This is a genomic window from Streptomyces sp. H27-H5 (assembly GCF_026627505.1).
GTDB lineage: Bacteria > Actinomycetota > Actinomycetes > Streptomycetales > Streptomycetaceae > Streptomyces.
Genome location: NZ_JAPNLK010000066.1, coordinates 1 through 21594, shown reverse-complemented (window position 1 = coordinate 21594; position 21594 = coordinate 1). Strand labels below are relative to the sequence as shown.

At 70.6% G+C, this 21594-nt stretch carries 24 protein-coding genes and 1 pseudogene; 14 read left to right on the top strand and 11 right to left on the bottom strand.

What is annotated here, in order from left to right; all coding sequences use genetic code 11:
• Window positions 1-85: 85 nt before the first annotated feature.
• Entirely contained in the window at window positions 86-247 is a 162-nt protein-coding gene (locus tag OTB19_RS28430; protein ID WP_267801356.1) for a hypothetical protein, read from the bottom strand.
• The gene (locus tag OTB19_RS28425) at window positions 244-543 is read right to left on the bottom strand and encodes a helix-turn-helix domain-containing protein (protein WP_267801354.1); all 300 of its coding nucleotides are present in this window, start codon (window positions 541-543) and stop codon (window positions 244-246) included. The genes OTB19_RS28430 and OTB19_RS28425 overlap by 4 nt, the downstream gene beginning before the upstream one ends.
• A gap of 301 nt (window positions 544-844) precedes the next feature.
• Between OTB19_RS28425 and OTB19_RS28420 the strand changes: the two genes are divergently transcribed.
• Both OTB19_RS28420 and OTB19_RS28415 read left to right on the top strand, forming a co-directional pair.
• Window positions 845-1279: an XRE family transcriptional regulator gene (locus tag OTB19_RS28420; RefSeq protein WP_267801352.1), complete on the top strand. Its 435-nt coding sequence runs from the start codon at window positions 845-847 to the stop codon at window positions 1277-1279.
• Between the two features lie 198 nt (window positions 1280-1477).
• Window positions 1478-1675 carry a hypothetical protein gene (locus OTB19_RS28415; RefSeq protein WP_267801351.1) on the top strand — a complete coding sequence of 66 codons (198 nt, stop codon included), beginning with the start codon at window positions 1478-1480 and terminating at the stop codon, window positions 1673-1675.
• Here OTB19_RS28415 and OTB19_RS28410 read toward each other — a convergent pair.
• Window positions 1672-3153 (bottom strand): recombinase family protein, encoded by a 1482-nt coding sequence (locus OTB19_RS28410; RefSeq protein WP_267801349.1) that lies wholly within the window; start codon window positions 3151-3153, stop codon window positions 1672-1674. The two genes, OTB19_RS28415 and OTB19_RS28410, sit on opposite strands and share 4 nt — an antisense overlap.
• 39 nt (window positions 3154-3192) lie before the next feature.
• Here OTB19_RS28410 and OTB19_RS28405 point away from each other — a divergent pair.
• A pseudogene (locus OTB19_RS28405) lies at window positions 3193-3498 on the top strand (IMP dehydrogenase); the annotation flags it as partial.
• Window positions 3499-3615: 117 nt separating this feature from the next.
• On the opposite strand, the gene OTB19_RS28400 reads toward OTB19_RS28405, so the two are convergent.
• Window positions 3616-5163 (bottom strand): S8 family peptidase, encoded by a 1548-nt coding sequence (locus tag OTB19_RS28400; protein ID WP_267801348.1) that lies wholly within the window; start codon window positions 5161-5163, stop codon window positions 3616-3618.
• Between the two features lie 258 nt (window positions 5164-5421).
• On the opposite strand from OTB19_RS28400, the gene OTB19_RS28395 reads away from it, so the two are divergent.
• From OTB19_RS28395 to moaA, 3 genes are all read left to right on the top strand, one after another.
• Window positions 5422-5796: a DUF485 domain-containing protein gene (locus tag OTB19_RS28395; protein WP_267801347.1), complete on the top strand. Its 375-nt coding sequence runs from the start codon at window positions 5422-5424 to the stop codon at window positions 5794-5796.
• Window positions 5793-7430: a cation acetate symporter gene (locus OTB19_RS28390; RefSeq protein ID WP_267801346.1), complete on the top strand. Its 1638-nt coding sequence runs from the start codon at window positions 5793-5795 to the stop codon at window positions 7428-7430. Before OTB19_RS28395 ends, OTB19_RS28390 begins: the two co-directional genes overlap by 4 nt.
• A gap of 176 nt (window positions 7431-7606) precedes the next feature.
• Entirely contained in the window at window positions 7607-8596 is a 990-nt protein-coding gene (moaA, locus tag OTB19_RS28385) for a GTP 3',8-cyclase MoaA (protein ID WP_267801344.1), read from the top strand.
• Between the two features lie 45 nt (window positions 8597-8641).
• Here moaA and OTB19_RS28380 read toward each other — a convergent pair whose 3' ends face one another.
• Both OTB19_RS28380 and OTB19_RS28375 read right to left on the bottom strand, forming a co-directional pair.
• Window positions 8642-8896 carry a hypothetical protein gene (locus OTB19_RS28380; RefSeq protein ID WP_267801342.1) on the bottom strand — a complete coding sequence of 85 codons (255 nt, stop codon included), beginning with the start codon at window positions 8894-8896 and terminating at the stop codon, window positions 8642-8644.
• 137 nt (window positions 8897-9033) lie between these two features.
• Entirely contained in the window at window positions 9034-9312 is a 279-nt protein-coding gene (locus tag OTB19_RS28375; protein WP_267801417.1) for a DUF3099 domain-containing protein, read from the bottom strand.
• A gap of 255 nt (window positions 9313-9567) precedes the next feature.
• Here OTB19_RS28375 and OTB19_RS28370 point away from each other — a divergent pair, with 255 nt between their 5' ends.
• Entirely contained in the window at window positions 9568-9846 is a 279-nt protein-coding gene (locus tag OTB19_RS28370) for a GlsB/YeaQ/YmgE family stress response membrane protein (protein WP_053678635.1), read from the top strand.
• A 107-nt stretch (window positions 9847-9953) separates the two neighbouring features.
• Here the strand turns inward: OTB19_RS28370 and tyrS are convergent, their stop codons facing one another.
• The 3 genes from tyrS to OTB19_RS28355 form a co-directional block, all read right to left on the bottom strand.
• Window positions 9954-11219 carry a tyrosine--tRNA ligase gene (gene tyrS / locus OTB19_RS28365; RefSeq protein WP_267801341.1) on the bottom strand — a complete coding sequence of 422 codons (1266 nt, stop codon included), beginning with the start codon at window positions 11217-11219 and terminating at the stop codon, window positions 9954-9956.
• Window positions 11220-11328: 109 nt separating this feature from the next.
• A complete protein-coding gene (locus OTB19_RS28360) occupies window positions 11329-12717 on the bottom strand; it encodes a metallopeptidase TldD-related protein (protein ID WP_267801340.1) in 1389 nt (462 codons plus the stop codon).
• Between the two features lie 88 nt (window positions 12718-12805).
• A complete protein-coding gene (locus OTB19_RS28355; RefSeq protein WP_420716928.1) occupies window positions 12806-14368 on the bottom strand; it encodes a TldD/PmbA family protein in 1563 nt (520 codons plus the stop codon).
• 145 nt (window positions 14369-14513) lie between these two features.
• Here OTB19_RS28355 and fabG point away from each other — a divergent pair, with 145 nt between their 5' ends.
• The 3 genes from fabG (at window position 14514) to OTB19_RS28340 (ending at window position 16641) form a co-directional block, all read left to right on the top strand.
• A complete protein-coding gene (gene fabG / locus OTB19_RS28350; RefSeq protein ID WP_267801338.1) occupies window positions 14514-15233 on the top strand; it encodes a 3-oxoacyl-[acyl-carrier-protein] reductase in 720 nt (239 codons plus the stop codon).
• Between the two features lie 4 nt (window positions 15234-15237).
• Window positions 15238-16008 (top strand): enoyl-ACP reductase FabI, encoded by a 771-nt coding sequence (gene fabI, locus OTB19_RS28345; protein ID WP_267801337.1) that lies wholly within the window; start codon window positions 15238-15240, stop codon window positions 16006-16008.
• A 174-nt stretch (window positions 16009-16182) separates the two neighbouring features.
• Window positions 16183-16641: a hypothetical protein gene (locus OTB19_RS28340; RefSeq protein ID WP_324289482.1), complete on the top strand. Its 459-nt coding sequence runs from the start codon at window positions 16183-16185 to the stop codon at window positions 16639-16641.
• Window positions 16642-16732: 91 nt separating this feature from the next.
• Here OTB19_RS28340 and OTB19_RS28335 read toward each other — a convergent pair whose 3' ends face one another.
• A complete protein-coding gene (locus OTB19_RS28335; protein ID WP_267801336.1) occupies window positions 16733-17404 on the bottom strand; it encodes a FadR/GntR family transcriptional regulator in 672 nt (223 codons plus the stop codon).
• Window positions 17405-17481: 77 nt separating this feature from the next.
• Between OTB19_RS28335 and OTB19_RS28330 the strand changes: the two genes are divergently transcribed.
• From OTB19_RS28330 to OTB19_RS28315, 4 genes are all read left to right on the top strand, one after another.
• Entirely contained in the window at window positions 17482-18768 is a 1287-nt protein-coding gene (locus tag OTB19_RS28330; RefSeq protein ID WP_267801335.1) for a CynX/NimT family MFS transporter, read from the top strand.
• Between the two features lie 5 nt (window positions 18769-18773).
• Entirely contained in the window at window positions 18774-18896 is a 123-nt protein-coding gene (locus OTB19_RS28325; RefSeq protein WP_267801334.1) for an SGM_5486 family transporter-associated protein, read from the top strand.
• A gap of 156 nt (window positions 18897-19052) precedes the next feature.
• Entirely contained in the window at window positions 19053-19286 is a 234-nt protein-coding gene (locus OTB19_RS28320) for a hypothetical protein (RefSeq protein WP_267801333.1), read from the top strand.
• Window positions 19287-19374: 88 nt separating this feature from the next.
• The gene (locus tag OTB19_RS28315; RefSeq protein ID WP_267801332.1) at window positions 19375-19893 is read left to right on the top strand and encodes a SixA phosphatase family protein; all 519 of its coding nucleotides are present in this window, start codon (window positions 19375-19377) and stop codon (window positions 19891-19893) included.
• 305 nt (window positions 19894-20198) lie between these two features.
• Here OTB19_RS28315 and serB read toward each other — a convergent pair whose 3' ends face one another.
• Window positions 20199-21398 carry a phosphoserine phosphatase SerB gene (serB, locus tag OTB19_RS28310; RefSeq protein WP_267801331.1) on the bottom strand — a complete coding sequence of 400 codons (1200 nt, stop codon included), beginning with the start codon at window positions 21396-21398 and terminating at the stop codon, window positions 20199-20201.
• Window positions 21399-21594: the final 196 nt, after the last annotated feature.

The window sequence follows — 21594 nt, the reverse complement described above, 5'->3', positions numbered from 1 at the left end:
GTACCTCTCTGTTGGTGGTGAGGTGTGCCGGGTACTGCGGGGTCGTTCCGGATGCACGTCCGGGGCGGCCCCGTTCTTCGTTCAGTCAGGCCGCGAGCGGGACCCTGGCGACGCCGGGCCGGAACAGGCTCCGGATGCGGCTCTGCTGCTCGGCGGTCAGCGGCGGGGCCCCGGCCAGCACGCGGGCCAGGTGCGCCTCGTACGGGCTGAGTTCGGCCGGCAGCTCGGTCTCCGCGACGCTGTTCATCCCGCAGCCCGGACGAGCGCCGGCGGGATCTCGCTGTGCGGGACCGGCACGGACCGGCCGGTCGGCGCGAAGAGCACGAGCACATCGACTCCGATGACACGGGCGATGCCGTGTGCCGTACCGACGAGGACGCATTCCTTCGTGCCGCTGAGCAGGTCGTTGACCGTGGTGCTGGAGCATCCCGCCTGCTTTGCGAGTTCCCGGCCGGTGATGCTGCTGCCGCTCCCGGTGCGCTCCATGAGGAGCTTCATCAGGTTCGGATTGAGGAGCCTGTAACTGGGCTCACGCGGGGACATGCCCACCTCCTTTGCCGTTCTGCCCACCGTGGTGGGCAGGAACAGCATGGCATGAGGGTGGTCACCGTGTCCACCCTCGTGGGCATGTTGCCCACGACGGTGCGTGCGCGTAGCTAAGTCGACAATCCAGCCGTCACGTTCAGGTCAAAAACGCCATGCGGACTGGCGGCCATGCCCATCACCGTGGACACTCTGTCCATGCTGGGGGTCAGGTGTGCCCCCGCGACCAGCACTTATGTACGGGGAGCGGTGCTGGCAACATGGACACCACAGGGCAACAGGCCTCACATGGAGTGGCAGGATGGCCGTCATGGTCGAGCAGGAAAACAACGCGGGCGCCCGGACGCACCTGTCTGATCTGGTACGGAAGCGCCGCGCCGAGCTGCGCCTCAGCTTCCGCCAGCTTGAGGAACGCACCGGTCTGGGCGAAGACGGGAAGCCGGTCATTCGGCGCGGCACCCTGGAGAACCTAGAAAAGGTCGTCCCCCGCATGGCCTGGACGCCGCGCTTCCCCGAACTCCAGGCCTTGGCCGATGCCCTGGAACTCCCCCTCGTCCAGGTGCAGGATGCGGCCGGCAGTCAGTTCATGGGCATCGACCCCGTGGTCTCCGAACACGGCCGGGCGTATGTCCGTGGTGCAGACAAGTTGACACCTGTGCAGCGAGAGCAGATCGAGCGACTGATCGCAGCGTTCGCGAATGACGGTTCTGATGCGACATCAGGTACTCAGGAGTAAGTTGTTTCGGTTTGTAGTAGTTATGCGCAGCCTGTAGTCCCACGCTGACTCAAGTGGCATGCTGACCTTTCCGCCTGGGGGGCGTGAGTAAAAGGTCTGCATTGTCGTGCGCCGTCAGCGGCATGACCGTGCACCCAAGCATGGGGGTTCGGAATGTCAGAAGCGATCAGAGCAAATATGCCCCCGGCATGCCTCCCCATGGTGCGCGACGACCTCGTACCCAAAGGCCTCGCCGTCGTCCTCCTACAAGGGAAGGACGGCCGCCTCCGCCTCGCCGTCCACCCCGACGAGGTCAGCCAACAGGCCGTGGACGAGTACAACCTCGCCATCGAACACGCTGGCCGACACGGCCTCGCCGCTGCCGAGCCCGCCGCGCGCAACCATCCCGCGATCTAACCCCGCCACCGGATGTCGATCCGCTCCAAATCCAGCTCCACACCCTTCGGCATCCGGCCCCGCCGCGCAGGCAGGACCACCACCTCCATGAGGGCATCGATCACCGAACGCTGACGTGACAGATCGATGCCCTCCCACGCGGCCCTGACATCCCGGGCCCCCACCAGGCCAGCGAGCGGACTCGTCGTCGAAGCCAGAACCATCGCCGCCTCGGCCCTCACCTTGCGCTCCCGAGCCCGCGCGGCCGCCGCCTTGTAGTCCGAGGCGTCCATCTCCCCCGCGCCCAGCATCTCCGCCAGAGACCTCAGAGTTGTACGGGCCGCCGTCAGCTCCGTGTCCACAGCGCGCAGGTCAACAGGCGAATCCGTTGCCCGATCCAGCAGGTGCACCGCATCGGGGCGCTGGAGACGACCCACCACCAGGTCGTGCACGTACGCGTCCAGCGGCACCGCGCGGCGGGTCACGTGGCCACCACTTGAACACCGATAGGCAGCAACGTGACGATGACCCGCGCCCGTGCCGGACGTGGACAGCCTCACCCTCAGCCCGCACTCGCCGCCCCCCGCCGGGTGCCCGCACCCGTACAGTCCGGACCCGAGCCAGCGGCGCGCGTTGCTCTTCGCCGTCAGGCGAGTCGGGTCCGCGAGACGAGCCACTGCCGCCCGCCACGTCGACTCGTCTACGATGCCGGGCCACGCTGCGGTGCCGGCCTCGGCCCCGTTGTGCGACAGCAGGCCGGCGTTCCGATGCCGCAGGAGCAGGGTCCGCAGCTCGCTCGGCGACCACGCACGGGACCGGGGCTCGCCCCGGGTGCCATCCTCCTGCCGGTACCGCCGAGGTACCGTGCGCACCCCCAGCTCCTCCCACTCCCGAGCGATGGACCGGATCGACGCCCCCGCCAGGAACGCGGAGTACGCCTCACGCAGGTGCGATGCCTCCGACTCCCGCAGCGTCAGACCGTCGGCCTCGTACCCGAACGGCCGTGGCCCCCCGCGGTACCCGCCGGCAGCGAGCGTCTGCGCTTTCGCGTCCCTGACTCGCTCACCGATCTCCTCGGACTCGTACTGCGCGTCGATCGCGGCGCGGCGCGCGTCTCGCCGCCCCTCGGCGGTGGTCAGGTCGTAGCGCCCCTGCTTGATCGTCTCGACGTGGACACCCTGCTCGGTGATGAGGTCGAAGAAGTCGAAGGCGTCGCCGATGCGCCGGTACAGGCGCTTGGGGGTGAGGGCGAGGACAGCATCCGCCATCCCGGCCTTCAGCATGTCGAGCATCTGCTCGTACTTCGGGCGCCGCTTGCCGCTGTACGCGCTGAGGTCGTTCTCGATGAGGACTGCCACGACTTCCCAGCCGAGTTTCTCGGCGCGGGCCAGGCACGCTTCGCGCTGGCGCTCGACGCCGGCGCCGCGGCCTTCACGGTCGTCGCTGATGCGACAGTAGATGATGACGCGGAGTTGCTTGCCGTCGTGGTGGGTGCCCATGTTGGTGGAGTGTAGGGGGCGTTGAAGCGTCTTGACAGAGGCTTCGTCCAGTCCATGCGCACGGCCGTCAACATCACCCGCGACGGCGGGGCCATCGGCTACGTCGGCGTCCCGCACGGCAGCGGCACCGGCCTGGACCTCGACGTGATGTTCGACCGCAACCTGACCCTGCGCGGCGGCGTCGCGCCGGTGCGCGCGTACATCCCGGAGCTGCTCGCGGACGTGCTCAGCGGCGCGATCGACCCGTCCCCCGTCTTCGACCGGGCGATCTCCCTGGACGAGGTCCCGGACGGCTACCGCGCGATGGACGACCGCAGCGCGCTCAAGGTGCTCATCACGCCGTAGGCGCCGGCCGCGGGACGAACGCAAGGGGCCGGTCGGGGAGTTGCCCCGACCGGCCCCTTCACGTGTCCGCCCTGCCGCACGCGTCACCTCACGCGCGGTCCAGGCCCCGCTGCGCGCCTACTTCACGGCGCGGAGCGCGTTCACCACGCCGGAGCCGTAGTAGCCGGTCTGGCCCCACTTGCTCTTGCAGGTGGTGGCGTCGATCAGCGCGCCGGCGCCGTCGTAGATCTTGTCCGGGCAGGCCTGCTTCGTGGCCTGGGCCTTCAGCAGCGCCTGGAGCTGCGACGGCGTGGCGGAGGGGTGCTTGCTCTTCAGCAGCGCCACGACGCCCGCGACGTGCGGGGCGGCCATCGAGGTGCCCTGCTTGTAGCCGTAGCCGCCGCCCGGGAGGGTGGACAGCACCCGACCGTTGGCGTCCGGCGTGGCCGGCACCTGCCACTTGTCGCCACCGGGGCCCGCGACGTCGGCGACGCCCAGCCCGTAGCTGGAGTAGTACGAGCGAAGGCCCTGGTCGCCGGTGGCGGTCACGGTGACCACGCCGGGGAGCTGGGTGGGAAGGTCGAGGCAGACCTTCGGGTCGATGGTGCGCGGCACGGCGGTGGTGTCGTTCGGGCTGGTGGTGTCCTCGATCGAGGGACCGGCCAGGTCGTGGTCCGAGTTGCCGGCCGAGGCCACGCTCAGGACACCCTTGCGCTCCGCGTACTTCGTCGCCCGCGCGATGGCCTCCACCAGCGCCTTCTGGTCGTCGTCCGACTTGCAGGTGTAGTTCCAGGGGTCGACGTAGTAGCTGTTGTTGGTCACCTCGATCCCCTTCTCGGCGGCGAACATGAACCCACAGACGACGGCCTCGGTGTAGAAGAGGCTGGTCCCCGGCTCGCTCACCTTGATCGCGGCGACCTTCACGCCGGGCGCGACACCGCTGATGCCGAGGTCGTTGCGCGCGGCCGCGATGGTGCCCGCGACGTGGGTGCCGTGGTCGCTGCCGTCCGCGTACGGACGCCAGGCGCCCTCGGTGGTGTCGGGGACACCGCCCACGCAGTTGGCGGACTGGCCCTTGGAGAAGTTCGGGGCGAGGTCCGGATGGGTGTCGTCCACACCCGTGTCGATGACGCCCACCGTCACGTTGCGGCTACCGTCGTTGATCTTGTGGGCCTCGTCGGCCTTGATCGCCCGCAGGTCCCACTGGTTCGACTCCAGGGGCTCCTGGCCCGCCGTGGCCTTCGCCGCCGCCTTCGCGGCGTCCGCCGCGCTCAGCCGCTGGGTCGCGCCCTCCTCGGTGGTCTGCACCGGGGACAGCGGGGCCGTCCGGGTGGCGCCGACCGACACGAACAGGCTGCGCTGGGCGCGCAGTTGCCTTGCGAACTCGGGGTTCTGGGAGTGCGCGACGACGACCCCGATCTGCTCGTGCGAGGTCACCACCGTTCCGCCGGCCTTCTCGATGGCCTTCTTCGCCTGCTTCACCGTCCCGTACGCGGTCAGGTTCGCCACGTACGACAGCTTGGGGCCGGAGGTGTCGGGCTTGGCCGTCGCCACCGCGTCCGCCGTGTTGCCCAACGGGGCGGCGGAAGCCGCGACGGAGGGGAGGAGGGCGAGCGAGGCGGTGAGTGCCAGTCCGACCGGAACGGCGAGTGCGCGCCGCCGGTGACCGGTTCCCAGGTGAGCCATGGGTTCTCCACATCATCCTGAAAAAGGCCGTGCGGGCACGGTTGCGCCCGACGGGTTCATGACACAGGAACCTAGTGCTGCCGTTCGGTCTTGCGCCATCAGTTCGAGGAATCAGTTTCCAATGAATCAACTGGGGTTGAACCGTCTCGACACGCCGTCCGTGCCGTTGACAGGGGGGATCAGCGTCACCATCCCCCTCGCACGGAGGTTGTTTTGTCCGTCGTCCCCCCTGCACCCGCGTCACAAGGAGAGCCCCCCGTGACCCTCGAAGCAGCAGCCCCACCACCGCCCGGCGGCGCGGGGCCGCACCACCCGGCCGGCCCCACCGCCGAAGAGTTCACGAGCGTCCAGCACAGCCCCGAGTTCGCCGAACTGCGCGACTCCCACCGCTCGTTCGCCTTCCCGCTCACCGTGGCGTTCCTCGCCTGGTACCTGCTCTACGTGCTGCTGTCCAACTACGCGGGCGGCTTCATGGGGACCAGGCTCTTCGGGAACATCAACGTCGCCCTCGTCCTCGGCCTCGGCCAGTTCGCGACCACCTTCCTGATCGCCTGGCTGTACTCGCGGCACGCCGCCGCCAAGCTCGACCCCAAGGCCTCGGCCATCAAGGCGCGGATGGAGGCCGGGGAATGACCACGCCGTTCGACCCGGCGACGGCCCCCGCCCTCGCCGCCGGCGCCACCGAGCACCGGCCGCTGATCATCACCCTGTTCGGGCTGTTCGTCGTCGCCACCCTGATCATCACGGTCTGGGCCGGCCGCCAGACCAAGGGCGCCGCCGACTTCTACGCGGGTGGACGCCAGTTCACCGGCTTCCAGAACGGCCTCGCGATCTCGGGCGACTACATGTCCGCCGCCTCTTTCCTCGGCATCGCCGGGGCCATCGCGCTCTTCGGCTACGACGGCTTCCTCTACTCCATCGGCTTCCTGGTCGCCTGGCTCGTGGCGCTGCTGCTCGTCGCCGAACCGCTGCGCAACTCCGGCCGGTACACGATGGGCGACGTCCTGGCCTTCCGCATGCGCCAGCGGCCCGTGCGCACCGCCGCGGGCACCTCCACCATCGTGGTCTCGATCTTCTACCTGCTCGCCCAGATGGCCGGCGCGGGCGTCCTCGTCTCCCTGCTCCTGGGCATCACCAGCGACGGCGGCAAAGTGGCCGTGGTCGCGCTGGTCGGCGTACTGATGATCGTCTACGTCACGATCGGCGGAATGAAGGGCACCACCTGGGTCCAGATGGTCAAGGCGGTGCTGCTCATCGCGGGCGCCTTGCTGATCACCCTCATGGTGCTGATCGAGTTCAACTTCAACGTCTCGGAGCTGCTGGGCAAGGCCGCCGAGAACAGCGGGCAGGGCGCCAAGTTCCTGGAGCCGGGGCTCAAGTACGGCAAGGACGCGACCACCAAGCTGGACTTCATCTCCCTCGGCCTCGCCCTCGTCCTGGGCACCGCCGGCCTGCCGCACATCCTGATCCGCTTCTACACCGTCCCGACGGCGCAGGCCGCCCGCAAGTCCGTGAACTGGGCCATCGGCATCATCGGCGCCTTCTACCTGATGACCATCGCCCTCGGCTTCGGCGCCGCGGCCCTGCTCAAGCGGGCCGACATCCTGGCCTCCAACAAGGCCGGCAACACGGCGGCCCCGCTGCTCGCCCAGGAGATCGGCGGCGGCGCCGACTCCACCGGCGGCGCGATCCTGCTCGCCGTGATCTCCGCAGTCGCCTTCGCCACCATCCTCGCCGTCGTCGCGGGCCTGACCCTCGCCTCCTCCTCGTCCTTCGCGCACGACATCTACGTGAACGTCATCCGCAAGGGCAAGGCCACCGAGAAGGAGGAGGTCCGCGCGGCCCGCTGGTCCACCGTGGTCATCGGAGCCGTCGCGATCGGCCTCGGAGCCCTCGCCCGCGACCTGAACGTCGCCGGCCTGGTCGCCCTCGCCTTCGCGGTCGCCGCCTCCGCCAACCTGCCGACGATCCTCTACAGCCTCTTCTGGAAGAGGTTCACCACCCAGGGCGCGCTGTGGTCCATCTACGGCGGCCTGATCTCGGCCGTCGGCCTCGTGCTCTTCTCCCCGGTGGTCTCCGGCAAGCCCACCTCGATGTTCAAGGACGCCGACTTCTACTGGTTCCCGCTGGAGAACCCGGGGCTCATCTCCATCCCGCTCGGCTTCTTCCTGGGATGGCTGGGAACCGTCCTGTCGAAGGAGAAGGCCGACCCCGCCAAGTTCGCCGAGCTGGAGGTCCGCTCCCTGACCGGAACAGGCGCTGTCTGAGATCCACCGAACACACAGGGTGGCCGCGTCGTACTTCCCTACGACGCGGCCACGCCGCGTCTCGTTCGTTCGGGCATCCCTGCGCGGGGGAGCCGTCGCGTAGGCTCGAATACGGCGCATGCGCTCACGTTCACCGCAGCGCGACCTCTACGACCGGACAGGGGAGGGGGCTCACAGTGCTTCTCGACACCTATGGCCGCGTGGCCACTGACCTGCGCGTCTCGCTCACCGACCGGTGCAACCTGCGCTGTACGTACTGCATGCCCGAGGAGGGTCTGCAGTGGCTCGGCAAGTCCGACCTGCTCAGCGACGAAGAGATCGTCCGGCTGATCCGCATCGCGGTGACCCGGCTCGGCATCACCGAGGTGCGTTTCACCGGAGGGGAACCGTTGCTGCGGCCCGGCCTGGTCGGGATCGTCGAACAGTGCGCGGCCCTGGAGCCCCGCCCCAGGATGTCCCTCACCACCAACGGCATCGGCCTCAAGCGCACCGCACAGGCGCTCAAGGCCGCCGGCCTCGACCGAGTGAACGTTTCCCTGGACACGCTGCGGCCCGAGGTCTTCAAGACCCTCACCCGCCGCGACCGGCACAAGGACGTCATCGAGGGCATGGCCGCCGCCCGCGCCGCCGGCCTGACACCCGTCAAGGTCAACGCCGTACTGATGCCCGGACTCAACGACGACGAGGCCCCCGACCTCCTCGCCTGGGCCGTGGAGAACGAGTACGAGCTCCGCTTCATCGAACAGATGCCGCTCGACGCCCAGCACGGCTGGAAGCGCGACGGCATGATCACAGCCGGCGACATCCTCCAGTCCCTGCGCACCCGCTTCACCCTCACCGAGGAGGGCGCGGACGAACGCGGCTCCGCCCCGGCCGAACGCTGGGTCGTCGACGGCGGCCCGGCCACCGTCGGCGTCATCGCCTCGGTCACCCGCCCGTTCTGCGGCGCCTGCGACCGCACCCGGCTGACGGCCGACGGCCAGATCCGCACCTGCCTGTTCGCCACCGAGGAGTCCGACCTGCGGGCCGCCCTGCGCTCGGACGCCCCGGACGAGGAGATCGCCCGCCTGTGGAAGGTGGCGATGTGGGGCAAGAAGGCCGGGTCCGGCCTCGACGACCCGACCTTCCTCCAGCCCGACCGCCCGATGTCCGCCATCGGCGGTTAGCGCGCCCCGAACACCTCAAGGCGCGCCCTCGAAGGCTCGGACCGGCTACCGCCGCTCCGAGCCTTCCGGCTGTACCCACTCGTCGAGCTTCACGACGTCCTTGAGGAAACCGCGGACCCCCAGGAACTGGGAGAGGTGCTCGCGGTGTTCCTCGCACGCCAGCCAGGTCTTGCGCCGCTCGGGTGTGTGGAGCGTCGGGTTGTTCCACGCCAGGACCCAGGCCGCCGCCTCACGGCAGCCCTTGGCCGAGCAGGTGGGAACGACGGCGGGTGTGTCGGTGTCCGTATCAGGGGAGTTCACGCCTCAACCCTACAAACGGAAGGGCGACGCCGAGCAGCCACGGGGGGAGCTGCCCGGCGTCGGTCCGTCGCTCCGACGGGGGATGCGGAGCGCGTAGGCAGTATGTCACGCACGACCCGCTGCGGTGCACTGGAACTTCATGATTGATCTGAGGTTTCCTTGAGGTTTCCGGGCTCCAGCGCGGGGAGCACAGGGGCCGGTACGAAGTGTGAGGGGAGGGAGGGCGTCGACTCGCGGCCGGCGTTCGCGATGACCACGGCGACGTACGGCAACAGGGCGCCCGCGACGAGCGTCACGATCGCCACGTGACGCTCCACGTTCCACAGGACCACCGTGGCGATGACCGACAGGGTCCTGATCACCATCGAGATGACGTACCTGCGTTGCCGTCCCCGCACGTCCTCGGCGAGACCCATCCGCGCGCCGGTGATCCGGAAGACCTCGGCCCCGTTCCGCTTCGTCCGCTGCACGTCTCCACCATCCGATCCACCCGCCGGGCACGCCCGGGCCCGGAGGCTTCCACCGTACGCCGGTCCTCCGTCGAGGAGGAGAGCGGGTGTGCCTTGACGTCCCCTTGAGCGCCCCCGAATGGCGTTGTCCGAAATGCGCTGTAGGTCGGTCGGGTCGAGACTGGGCGCACATGCGCACAACGCGCCAGGAGGAGGCTCGACATGGAATGGGTTTGGGCGATCATCGTCGGTTTTGTGCTGGGCCTGATTGCCCGGGCCATCCTGCCGGGCAAGCAGCACCAGCCACTCTGGCTGACCACCATCTTCGGTATCCTCGGGGCGCTCCTCGGCAACGCCGTCTCCCGGTGGATCGGCGTCGAGGACACCAAGGGCATCGACTGGATCCGCCACCTGCTGCAACTCGCCGGAGCGGTCCTGATCGTCGGCCTGGGCGACATGCTGTACCTGGCCATCCGGGGCAACAAGCGGCAGACGACCTGAACCCCGCCGACCCGGTCCGCCGGGTCGGCGCGAAGGGGCCGGTCCGGACCACGCGTCCGAACCGGCCCCTTCGTCATGCCGTCACCGGGTCACCCCGGGCGAACGGATCAGCCCGTGACCTCGACCGCGGCCAGGTTCTTCTTGCCGCGGCGCAGCACCAGCCACCGTCCGTGCAGGAGGTCGGCCGCGGCCGGGACCGCGTCCTCGGCGGTGACCTTCACGTTGTTCACGTAGGCGCCGCCCTCCTTCACGGTCCGGCGCGCCGCGGACTTGCTGGCGACCAGGCCCGTCTCGGCGAGGAGGTCCACGACCAGTCCCGCCTCGGCGACCCGCGTCCGCGGCAGCTCCGACAGGGCCGCGGCCAGCGTGGCCTCGTCCAGCTCCGTCAGCTCGCCCTGACCGAACAGCGCCTTCGACGCGGCGATCACGGCCGCGCACTGGTCGGCGCCGTGCACCAGCGTGGTCAGCTCCTCCGCGAGGGCCCGCTGGGCGGCACGCGCCTGCGGCCGCTCGGCGGTCTGCGCCTCCAGCTCCTCCAGCTCCTCACGGGACCGGAAGGACAGGATGCGCATGTAGGTCGAGATGTCCCGGTCGTCCACGTTCAGCCAGAACTGGTAGAACGCGTACGGCGTGGTCATCTCCGGGTCGAGCCAGACGGCGCCGCTCTCGGACTTCCCGAACTTGGTGCCGTCCGCCTTGACCATCAGCGGCGTCGCCATGGCGTGCACGTGCGCGTCCGGCTCCAGGCGGTGGATCAGGTCGAGCCCGGCCGTCAGGTTGCCCCACTGGTCCGAGCCGCCCTGCTGGAGCGTGCAGCCGTAACGGCGGTACAGCTCCAGGAAGTCCATGCCCTGGAGCAGCTGGTAGCTGAACTCCGTGTAGCTGATGCCCTGGTCGGACTCCAGCCGGCGGGCCACCGAGTCCTTCGTCAGCATCTTGTTGACGCGGAAGTGCTTGCCGATGTCCCGCAGGAACTCGATGGCGGACAGGCCCGCCGTCCAGTCCAGGTTGTTCACCATGACCGCGGCGTTCTCGCCCTCGAAGGACAGGAACGGCTCGATCTGCGCACGCAGCCGGCTCACCCAGTTCGCGACCGTGTCCGGGTCGTTCAGGGTGCGCTCGGCCGTCGGGCGCGGGTCGCCGATCTGGCCCGTGGCCCCGCCGACCAGAGCCAGCGGACGGTGCCCGGCCTGCTGGAGCCGACGCACGGTGAGCACCTGCACCAGGTGGCCCACGTGCAGCGAGGCCGCGGTCGGGTCGAAGCCGCAATAGAACGTGACGGGACCGTCCGCGAAGGCCTTGCGCAGCGCTTCTTCATCGGTGGACAGCGAGAACAGCCCGCGCCACTTCAGTTCGTCGACGATGTCCGTCACGGTTGTGACTCTCCTTGAGCGAGATGAAACAGCGAGATGAAACAGGGTGCTGAGAGGTTCCCCGCCAGTCTAGGCGGGCGGGGAACCTCCCCCCGACTCCCCGACCGGCTCAGACGCCCTTGCTGACCGAGCTCATGTTGAAGTCCGGGATCCGCAGCGCCGGCATCGCGGCCCGGGTGAACCAGTCGCTCCACTCGCGCGGCAGGGTCTTCTCGGTCCGGCCCGCCTCGGAGGCCCGCGACAGCAGGTCCACCGGGGACTCGTTGAAGCGGAAGTTGTTGACCTCCCCGACGACCTGACCGTTCTCCACCAGGTACACGCCGTCCCGGGTCAGGCCCGTGAGCAGCAGCGTCGCCGGGTCCACCTCGCGGATGTACCAGAGGCAGGTCAGCAGCAGACCGCGCTCGGTCGAGGCGACCATCTCCTCCAGCGAGCGGTCGCCGCCGCCGTCCAGGATCAGGTTCCCGAAGCCGGGGGAGACCGGCTGCCCGGTCAGCTCCGCGCTGTGCCGGGTCGTCGTCAGCCGGGCCAGCTCGCCCCCGCTGATCCACTCGGTCGCCGGGACGGCCAGACCATTGTCGAAGACGGAGGCGTCGTCGCCCGAGCTGTGCGCGATCACGAACGGCGTTGACTCCAGACCCGGCGCGTGCGGGTCGCTGCGCAGGGTCAGCGGCAGCTCGGACAGCTTCTCGCCGAGCCGGGTGCCGCCGCCGGGCTTGGAGAAGACCGTCCGGCCCTCCACCGCGTCCCGCGCCGACGCCGACCACATCTGGTAGATCATCAGGTCGGCGACCGCCGTCGGCGGCAGCAGCGTCTCGTACCGCCCGGCGGGCAGCTCGATCTTCCGCTCCGCCCAACCGAGGCGCACCGCCAGCTCCGCGTCCAGGGCCGTGGGGTCCACGTCCGTGAAGTCCCGGGTGGAGCGGCCCGCCCACGCCGACCGCAGCCGGTCGGGGGACTTCGCGTTGAGCTCCAGGGTGCCGTTGGGCTGGTCGTGGCGCAGCCGCAGCCCCGCGGAGCTGCCGATGTACGTGGAGACCAGCTCGTGGTTGGCGAACCCGTACAGCTCGCGGCCGCCCTCCCGGGCCCGCGCGAAGGCCTCGCCGAGCGCCGGGGCGAACCGTGCGAACACCGCCGACGAGGTCTCGGCGGGACCCTCGGTGAAGTCCGTCGAGGCCGGGACCCCGCTCACCAGGGGCTGCGCGTCCTCGGCCGAGGCGCCGGACCGCGCGGCCTCCTCGGCGGCGCGGACCAGCGGCTCCAGATCGGCCGCGGTGACGGCGGAGCGCGACACGACCCCCGAGGCCGTGCCCTCCTTGCCGTCGACCGTGGCGATGACCGTCAGGGTCCGGCCGCGGGTGACGCCGTTCGTGGTGAGCGCGTTGCCCGCCCAGCGCAGGTTGGCGCTCGACTCCTCGTCCGCGATGACGACGCAGCCGTCTGCGGTGGACAGCTCCAGCGCGCGCTCGACGATCTCGTGCGGCTTCGTGCGGCTCATCGGCCGGCCTCCTGCGTGGTGTTCAGACGGTGCCGTCCCGGGGCGCGACCCCCGGACCCCCGGCGGATCGCGTGGTGATCGTGCGCGGTCATCGGCCGGCCTCCTGCGTGGTGTTCAGGATGTTCACGTCGCGGAACAGCGCGGACGGGCAGCCGTGCGAGACCGCGGCGACCTGGCCCGGCTGGGCCTTGCCGCAGTTGAAGGCGCCGCCCAGGACGTAGGTCTGCGGGCCGCCGACCTTCTCCATCGAGCCCCAGAAGTCGGTGGTCGTGGCCTGGTACGCGACGTCGCGCAGCTGCCCCGCCAGCCGGCCGTTCTCGATCCGGAAGAAGCGCTGACCGGTGAACTGGAAGTTGTAGCGCTGCATGTCGATCGACCAGGAACGGTCGCCGACCACGTAGATCCCGCGCTCCACCCCGCCGATCAGGTCCTCGGTCGACAGCCCGCCCGGGTCCGGCCGGAGCGAGACGTTCGCCATCCGCTGCACCGGGACGTGTCCGGGGGAGTCGGCGTACGCGCAACCGTTGGAGCGGCCGAGGCCCGTCAGCTTCGCGATCCGCCGGTCGAGCTGGTAGCCGGCCAGGGTGCCGTCCTTGACCAGGTCCCAGCTCTGCGCCTCGACGCCCTCGTCGTCGTAGCCGATGGTGGCCAGTCCGTGCTCGGCGGTGCGGTCACCGGTCACGTTCATGATCGAGGAGCCGTACTTGAGCGTGCCGAGCCGGTCGAAGGTGGCGAAGGAGGTCCCCGCGTACGCGGCCTCGTAGCCCAGCGCCCGGTCCAACTCGGTGGCGTGCCCGATGGACTCGTGGATGGTGAGCCACAGGTTGGACGGGTCCACGACCAGGTCGTAGCGCCCGGCGCGCACGCTCGGGGCCCGCATCTTCTCGGCGAGCAGGTCGGGGATCCCCTCCAGCTCCGCGTTCCAGTCCCAGCCGGTACCGGTCAGGTACTCCCAGCCGCGGCCGGCGGGCGGGGCGATGGTGCGCATCGAGTCGAACTCGCCGGTGGACGCGTCGACGGCGACGGCGGTGAGCTGCGGGTGGATCCGTACGCGCTGCTGGGTGGTGACGGTGCCCGCCGTGTCCGCGTAGAACTTGTTCTCGTGGACGGCGAGCAGCGAGGCGTCCACGTGGGCCACCCCGTCCGCCGCGAGCAGGCGCGCGCTCCAGTCGGCGAGCAGCGCCGACTTCTCCGCGTCCGGCACCTCGAACGGGTTCACGTCGTAGGCGGAGATCCACGTCTTGTCGGCGTGGACCGGCTCGTCCGCCAGCTCGACGCGCTCGTCCGAACCGGCGGCCTTGATCACCTGCGCCGACAGCTTCGCCATGGCCACGGCCTGCGAGGCCACCTTGGCGGCGCCGTCCATGGTCAGGTCCACACCGGAGGCGAATCCCCAGCTGCCGCCGTGCACGACCCGTACCGCGTAGCCGAGGTCCGTGGAGTCGGAACCGCCCGATGGTTTGGCGTCCCGCAGCCGCCAGGAGGCGCTGCGTACGCGCTCCAGCCGGAAGTCGGCATGGTCGGAGCCCAGCGCGCGGGCCCGGGCGAGCGCCGCGTCGGCGAGCGCCCGCAAGGGCAGCGCGGCGAAGGCCGCGTCGATGGAATGGGGCACGGAATTCCTCCCGGGGTCGGGGCCGGTCGCCCCGATCATGTCGCGCTCGGGGCTCGTGTGCCTACATCTTTCTGTAGGGACTCGACAGAGCCCGCCGCAAGGCCCTGTCGGGGCCCGATTCTCCGTAAGGACGATGCGACCTATAAGTTTTTGGTACTCAGACAGCTAGCGAAAGGGTGATCCGTTGAGCCGCTCGGTTCTCGTCACCGGAGGTAACCGGGGCATCGGCCTCGCCATCGCCCGAGCCTTCGCGGAGGCCGGCGACAAGGTCGCGATCACATACCGCTCGGGCGAGCCGCCGGAGGCGCTCACCTCGCTCGGCGTCCTGGCGGTCCGGTGCGACATCACGGACTCCGAGCAGGTGGAGCAGGCCTACAAGGAGATCGAGGACAAGCACGGCGCCGTCGAGGTGCTGGTGGCCAACGCCGGCATCACCAAGGACACGCTGCTGATGCGCATGTCCGAGGAGGACTTCGCGTCGGTCGTCGACACCAACCTCATCGGTACCTTCCGGGTGGTCAAGCGCGCGAACCGGGGCATGCTGCGGGCCAAGAAGGGCCGCGTCGTCCTGATCTCGTCGGTCGTCGGCCTCATGGGCTCGCCCGGCCAGGCCAACTACGCCGCCTCCAAGGCCGCGCTGGTCGGCTTCGCCCGCTCGCTCGCCCGTGAGCTGGGCTCCCGCAACATCACCTTCAACGTCGTCGCCCCCGGCTTCGTGGACACCGACATGACGAAGGTGCTCACCGACGAGCAGCGCGCGGGCATCGTCGGTCAGGTGCCCCTCGGCCGCTACGCGCAGCCCGAGGAGATCGCGGCGGCCGTGAGCTTCCTGGCGTCCGACGACGCCGCGTACATCACTGGAGCCGTCATTCCCGTTGACGGCGGATTGGGCATGGGTCACTGATCACATGAGCGGAATTCTCGACGGCAAGCGCATCCTCATCACCGGGGTGCTGATGGAGTCCTCCATCGCCTTCCACGCCGCCAAGCTGGCCCAGGAGCAGGGCGCCGAGGTCATCCTGACCGCGTGGCCCCGCCCGTCGCTGACCGAGCGCATCGCCAAGAAGCTGCCGAAGCCGGTCAAGGTGATCGAGCTCGACGTCACCAACCAGGAGCACCTGGACCGTCTGGAGGGTCTCGTCCGTGACGAGCTGGGCGGCCTCGACGGCGTTCTCCACTCGATCGGGTTCGCCCCGCAGGACGCCCTCGGCGGCAACTTCCTGAACACGCCGTTCGAGTCGGTCGCCACCGCCATGCACGTGTCGGCGTTCTCGCTGAAGTCCCTCGCCATGGCCTGCAAGCCGCTGTTCCCGGCGGAGGGCGCGGCCATCGTCGGCCTCACCTTCGACGCGCAGTTCGCCTGGCCGCAGTACGACTGGATGGGTCCGGCCAAGGCCGCCCTGGAGGCCACCAGCCGCTACCTCGCCCGTGACCTGGGCAAGGAGAACATCCGCTGCAACCTGGTCTCGGCCGGTCCGATCGGCTCCATGGCCGCGAAGTCCATCCCGGGCTTCTCCGAGCTGGCCGACGTGTGGAACTCCCGCTCCATGCTGGAGTGGGACATGAGCGACCCGGAGCCGACCGGCAAGGCCATCGTCGCCCTGCTGTCCGACTGGTTCCCGAAGACCACGGGCGAGATCGTCCACGTGGACGGCGGCCTGCACGCGATGGGTGCCTGACCCTCGGGTCCGGGTCCCCTACGTCCGTACGGCGGTGGGCACGGGGGTTCACCGGCTCCGTTCGATCAGATGTGCGTGCTCCGGCCGGATCTTCCCGAGTCGTAAACAGGGACAAATGCCTGCAAACTGACCGAGCCGGGATCTTCCCGGGTTCCTCGGGGAGGAGGTACGGGCGTGCACGCGAGGCCGAGCCGAGCGGTATCGCTCCTGGTCACCTCGGTTGCCCTGGCCGGCCTCCTGATCCCGGGAGCCGTCGCGCAGCCCGGGGAAGACGACCCGGCGCCCGGCCCGGAGGCCATGGCCCCGGTCGTGGTGGACCCGGCCGAGATCCCCGCCGAGCCGCCCGTACAGCCCGCCCGGCCCGCCGCCGGAGACCTCTTCGGCGCCGACTGCGACATCGAGATCGACGGCTCGCTGGTGACGGCGCACTGCCACAACGGCTATCCCGAGACCGACCTGATCCGCCTGCACGTGGAGTGCGACCGCTGGTGGGACGTGGACGGCGACGGCGCCGCCGTCGCCGTGGGCCCGGCCGGCCGCGTCGAACTCACCAGCCGCTGCTGGAAAGAGGTCCGTACGGCATGGGTGAGCCACGAGCGCCCCGGCCGACGGGACGCCGACCGGCTCCGCTGAACAGGCCGGCCCGCCGGGCCCGCCCCGCTCCCGCGAGCCCGAGTCCAAGCCCGCCGACTCCCCGACCCCGTGGGTCCCGCAAGTGCCCCGGCTACGCCTCGCCGAGGCAGACGAACGGGTAGCCCGCCGCCTCCGACGCGGCCGTGTCGCCGTCCCCGCGCCGGATCGCCTCGATCAGTCGGGCGTGGTCCAGGTGCGCCGAGGGGCGCAGTTCCGTCCCCACGTCCGTGCGCAGCCAGTCCGCCACCAGGTCCCCGAGGTCGGCGTACAGCTCGATGAGCACCTCGTTGTGCGAGGCCGTCACCACCGCCATGTGCAGGCTCACGTCCGCCGCGACGAACCGCTCCGCGTCCCCGCTCGCCCAGGCCTCCTCGCGTCGCGCCAGCAGCGCGTCCAGTTGGGTCAGGTCCCGCTCGGTCCGCCGCTCGGCCGCCAGCCGTGCGGCGGAGGACTCCAGGGTCGAGCGCAACTCGGCGATGTGCCTTGGGTCGGCCCCGGCGAAGCGCCGGTGCATCACCCCGGCCAGCTCGCTCGTCGCCAGGACGTAGGTGCCCGAACCCTGGCGGATGTCGAGCAGCCCGTTGTGCGCGAGGGCCCGGACGGCCTCGCGCACCGTGTTGCGGGCGACGCCCAACAGCTCGACCAGCTCGGGTTCGGTGGGAATGCGGGAGCCCACGGGCCATTCACCCGAGGTGATCTGGTTCCTGAGCTGGGCGATCACCTGGTCGACGAGCGCGGATCGCCGGGGCGATGTCAGCGGCATGCGAGCGGTGTCCTCTCCGGACGTGGATACGGAAGGGGGGTGGACAACCAATCATCCCATGATTCTATGATGGTTCAATGTCCGACGATGAAATCCAGACCATGAACCGGCCCCAGGCCGCGCGCACGGCACCCCCGCAGCCCCTCGCCGTCCCCGTCACCCCCCAGCCGGTGTGGCTCGGCCCCGTGCTCATCGTCGGAATCGTGCTGGCCGCCCTCAACCTGCGACCCGCCATCACCAGCCTCGGCGCCCTCTTCGAGGAGACCCGCACGGGCCTCGGCATGAGCGGCACCGTCGCCGGACTCATCACCTCCGTCCCCGCCCTGTGCTTCGCCGTCTTCGGCGTCGCCGCCCCCCGGCTCTCCCGCCGCTTCGGCCCCGCCGCCGTGGTCTGCGCCGGCATGGTCGCCGTCGCCGCCGGACTGCTGATCCGGCCCTTCGCGACCAACGCCGCCGGGTTCCTCGCCGCCAGCGCCCTGTCCCTGGCCGGCATAGCCCTGACGAACGTGCTGCTCCCGGTGATCGTCAAGCGCTGGTTCCCGGACCGCGTCGGGACCATGACCGGCCTGTACTCCATGGCCCTGGCCGCCGGCACCTCCCTCGCCGCCGCCGCGACCGTCCCGCTGACCTCCGCCCTCGGCGGCAGCTGGCGCACCGGCCTGCTGATCTGGGCCGCCCTCGCGGTGGCCGCCGTACTGCCCTGGCTGTCCATCGCCGTCGCCGGCCGCCGCGACAAGGCCGCCGCACCCACCGGGACGGCACCCGACGCCGGCCCGCGCGTCGCCCGCAGCCGCACCGCCTGGGCCCTGGGCTGCTACTTCGGCCTCCAGGCCACCGGGGCGTACGTCACCATGGGCTGGCTCCCCCAGATCTTCCGCGACGCCGGGGTCTCCTCCGGGACCGCCGGCGTCCTGCTCGCCGTCACCATGGTCATGGGCGTGCCGCTGGCCTTCGTCATCCCGAACCTCGCCGGCCGGATGAGGAACCAGGGCGCCATCGCCGTGGTCCTCGGCCTCTTCGGCTTCCTCGGCTACGCCGGTCTCTGGCTCGCCCCCGCCGCCGGAGCCTGGGCCTGGGCCCTCCTGCTCGGCGTCTCCAACTGCGCCTTCCCGCTCGTCATCACGATGATCGGACTGCGCGCCAAGTCCCCGGCGGGCGTCGTCAAGCTGTCCGCCTTCGCGCAGAGCACCGGCTACCTCATCTCCATCCCCGGCCCGCTCCTCATCGGCACCCTCTACCAGCACAGCGGCGGCTGGGACCTGCCCCTCGCCCTCATGGCCGCGCTGCTGGTCCCGCAGATCGCGCTCGGCGTCCTCGCCGGCCGGGACCGCACGATCGAGGACGAATGCGGCATGCGAGACTGAACGACATGTCGCCCGTACTCGAACCGAACCCGCAGAACGGCCACAAAAAGCTCGGCCTCGTGCTGGGCGCGATGCTGCTCGTGACCGTCGTCATCGCCGTCATCGCGTCGATCGCCTCCCCCTCCTGACGACGCGCCCCCGAGAGGTGGTGGGGATAACCCCACCACCCCCTAGGGGGCCAGGCTCAGGGGCAACTGGGGTGTGCCCCGGATGGGAACCGCGGCCTCGGATCCATAGATTCGAAGCAGCGAGCCAGTCCCACCCGCACACCACCGGAGGCGGCCATGTCGGCCCCCACGCACGCCCCGTCCCTCGCCGGCCCGTCCGGCCGCCGCACCGCCGCCGGCAGCGGAGCCGACGCCCGCCTGCACTGGTGGGCCCTGGCCCTGCCCGCGCTCGCCTTCGGCCTCCTGCTGCTCCTCCTCGCCGGAGCCGGATCCGGCGAGGCCCACGCCGCCCCGGCCGAGAACTCCTCGCTGGTCCAGGTCACCGAACAGCTGCTGCGCGCCGTCGGCTGACCCGCGTACGCCGGAGCACGCTCCACCCCGGACCCGGGCCCTCCAACACCCTGCGCCCCGTGGCTCGTTTCATGCGAAGCTGGGAGTCATGAGCGCCGACACATCCCGCAGGATCGTCCTCCTCCGGCACGCCAAGGCCGAATGGTCGGACGGATCGGACCACGAGCGGCCCCTGGCCGAACGCGGTCGTCACGACGCCCCGGCCGCCGGCCGGAAGCTGGCCCAGACCGGCATCGCCTTCGACCTGGCCCTCTGCTCCACCGCGGCCCGGACCCGCGAGACGTGGAAGCTGGCCGTCCAGGAACTGCCGCACCGGCCGAAGACCACGTACGAGGAGCGCCTCTACGAGGCCTCCCCGGGCGAGCTCATCGCCCTGCTGAACGAGACCTCCGACGACGTGGCCGACCTGCTCGTCATCGGCCACAACCCGGGCATGCACGCCCTCGCGGACGCCCTCTCCGGCAGTGCCGAGGCAGACGCGCTCTCCCGCATGCACCGCAGCGCCTTCCCGACCTCGGCCCTCGCCGTGGTCTCCTTCACCGGCTCCTGGAAGTCCGTGGAGCACGGCGTCGGCACGCTGCTGGACTACTGGACCCCCCACAGCTGACCCCCGCGGTCGCCTGCCGCCCAGGGCGGATCCCCCCCTTACGCGCGAACGGGACCCGGCGCCTCGATGGCGCCGGGTCCCGTTGCGTCGTAGCCATGCCTGGGCCGTCTCTTCCGGATCTTGCCGGGGCCGCGGCGCCCGGCACTAGTGCTGTGACCGGGAAGGTTCACCGTGTCACGGCGCCCGGCACGGCACCTCGCCGCGTTGTCGAACCGCCCGAGTACGTCCAGTACAAGCGGCAGTCCTCCGCCTTGCGATGCACCGCACCGGACACCGCGACCCGGCAAACCTTTCCGGCCACAGCACTAGGCGAGGTCGGCGGCCTCGACCTCTTCCCGGGTGATGCCCAGCAGGTACAGCACTGCGTCCAGGAACGGCACGTTCACCGCGGTGTGCGCGGCCTCGCGGACCACCGGCTTGGCGTTGAAGGCCACGCCCAGCCCGGCCGCGTTCAGCATGTCCAGGTCGTTGGCGCCGTCGCCGATCGCGACCGTCTGGGCCAGCGGCACGCCGGCCTCCGCGGCGAAGCGGCGCAGCAGCCGGGCCTTGCCCGCCCGGTCCACGATCTCGCCGACGACCCGGCCGGTCAGCTTCCCGTCGACGATCTCCAGCGTGTTGGCGGCCGCGAAGTCCAGCCCGAGCCGCTCCTGGAGGTCGTCGGTGACCTGGGTGAACCCGCCGGACACCACGCCCACCTGGTAGCCCAGCCGCTTCAGGGTGCGGATCAGGGTCCGGGCACCGGACGTCAGCCTCACCTCCGCGCGGACCTTGTCCACCACGGAGGCGTCCAGCCCCGCCAGCAACGCGACGCGCGCGTGCAACGACTGCTCGAAGTCCAGCTCACCGCGCATGGCCTGCTCGGTCACCGCCGCCACCTCGGCCTCGCAGCCGGCGTGCGCGGCGAACAGCTCGATGACCTCGTCCTGGATCAGCGTCGAGTCCACGTCCATGACCACCAGGCGCTGGGCCCGGCGGTGCAGACCGGCCGAGACCACGGCCACGTCGACGCCGATCCGGGCGGCGGCCGTGGCCAGCGCGGTGCGCAGCGGCTCCGTCTCGACACCGGACACCGCGAACTCCACCGCCGTCACCGGATACTTGGCGAGCCGGAAGATACGGTCGATGTTGCCGCCGGTCGCGGTGATCCTGGCCGCTATGGCCGCCGTGGACTCGGCGGTGAGCGGGTGCCCGAGCACCGTGACGTGGGAACGACCACTGCCGCGCGGCCGGTTGTCGCCGGTGCCCGAGAGGATCTCGGCCTGCATCTTCAGCGACTCGGCCCAACTGTGGACGGTGGCCCGCAGCTCGCCCTCGGCGGCGCCGGTCGGCTGGGTGACGAGGGCGCACAGGACGATGCGGCCACGGGTGACGACCTGCTCGATGTCGACGACGTCGACGGAGTAGGCGGCGAGGGTGTCGAACAGCCCGGCGGTGATCCCGGGACGGTCCTTGCCGAAGATCTTGACGAGGAGGGTGGGGACGTCGGAGGTCTGCGATGCGCTCATGGTGACCTCACCGTATCTTCCCCGCCCCCGGAGCAGGACCCCCGTCCCACCCTGCGGGCGCCGGATACCCCGGTACGGCGGTCCCGGCGGCCGGCGCGGGGGTGAAAGGTGTCGGTCCGGCGAGTGGCGGGGGAGTGAAGGCCGCCCTCCGCCTCCCCTCTGATCGGGCCGCCCGCCCCGCCCGCCCCGCCCGCCC

Excerpts from the sequence above, each read along its gene's own strand:
- OTB19_RS28320 (WP_267801333.1), top strand. The coding sequence starts at position 19,053 with ATGTCGGCCCCCACGCACGCCCCGTCCCTCGCCGGCCCGTCCGGCCGC.
- OTB19_RS28315 (WP_267801332.1), top strand. The coding sequence starts at position 19,375 with ATGAGCGCCGACACATCCCGCAGGATCGTCCTCCTCCGGCACGCCAAG.
- OTB19_RS28390 (WP_267801346.1), top strand. The coding sequence starts at position 5,793 with ATGACCACGCCGTTCGACCCGGCGACGGCCCCCGCCCTCGCCGCCGGC.
- OTB19_RS28420 (WP_267801352.1), top strand. The coding sequence starts at position 845 with ATGGCCGTCATGGTCGAGCAGGAAAACAACGCGGGCGCCCGGACGCAC.
- OTB19_RS28370 (WP_053678635.1), top strand. The coding sequence starts at position 9,568 with ATGGAATGGGTTTGGGCGATCATCGTCGGTTTTGTGCTGGGCCTGATT.
- OTB19_RS28375 (WP_267801417.1), bottom strand. The coding sequence starts at position 9,312 with ATGGGTCTCGCCGAGGACGTGCGGGGACGGCAACGCAGGTACGTCATC.
- OTB19_RS28355 (WP_420716928.1), bottom strand. The coding sequence starts at position 14,368 with ATGATCGGGGCGACCGGCCCCGACCCCGGGAGGAATTCCGTGCCCCAT.
- OTB19_RS28325 (WP_267801334.1), top strand. The coding sequence starts at position 18,774 with ATGTCGCCCGTACTCGAACCGAACCCGCAGAACGGCCACAAAAAGCTC.
- OTB19_RS28335 (WP_267801336.1), bottom strand. The coding sequence starts at position 17,404 with ATGCCGCTGACATCGCCCCGGCGATCCGCGCTCGTCGACCAGGTGATC.
- OTB19_RS28360 (WP_267801340.1), bottom strand. The coding sequence starts at position 12,717 with ATGAGCCGCACGAAGCCGCACGAGATCGTCGAGCGCGCGCTGGAGCTG.
- OTB19_RS28400 (WP_267801348.1), bottom strand. The coding sequence starts at position 5,163 with ATGGCTCACCTGGGAACCGGTCACCGGCGGCGCGCACTCGCCGTTCCG.
- fabI (WP_267801337.1), top strand. The coding sequence starts at position 15,238 with ATGAGCGGAATTCTCGACGGCAAGCGCATCCTCATCACCGGGGTGCTG.
- OTB19_RS28425 (WP_267801354.1), bottom strand. The coding sequence starts at position 543 with ATGTCCCCGCGTGAGCCCAGTTACAGGCTCCTCAATCCGAACCTGATG.
- OTB19_RS28415 (WP_267801351.1), top strand. The coding sequence starts at position 1,478 with ATGGTGCGCGACGACCTCGTACCCAAAGGCCTCGCCGTCGTCCTCCTA.
- OTB19_RS28430 (WP_267801356.1), bottom strand. The coding sequence starts at position 247 with ATGAACAGCGTCGCGGAGACCGAGCTGCCGGCCGAACTCAGCCCGTAC.
- serB (WP_267801331.1), bottom strand. The coding sequence starts at position 21,398 with ATGAGCGCATCGCAGACCTCCGACGTCCCCACCCTCCTCGTCAAGATC.
- OTB19_RS28330 (WP_267801335.1), top strand. The coding sequence starts at position 17,482 with ATGTCCGACGATGAAATCCAGACCATGAACCGGCCCCAGGCCGCGCGC.
- OTB19_RS28410 (WP_267801349.1), bottom strand. The coding sequence starts at position 3,153 with ATGGGCACCCACCACGACGGCAAGCAACTCCGCGTCATCATCTACTGT.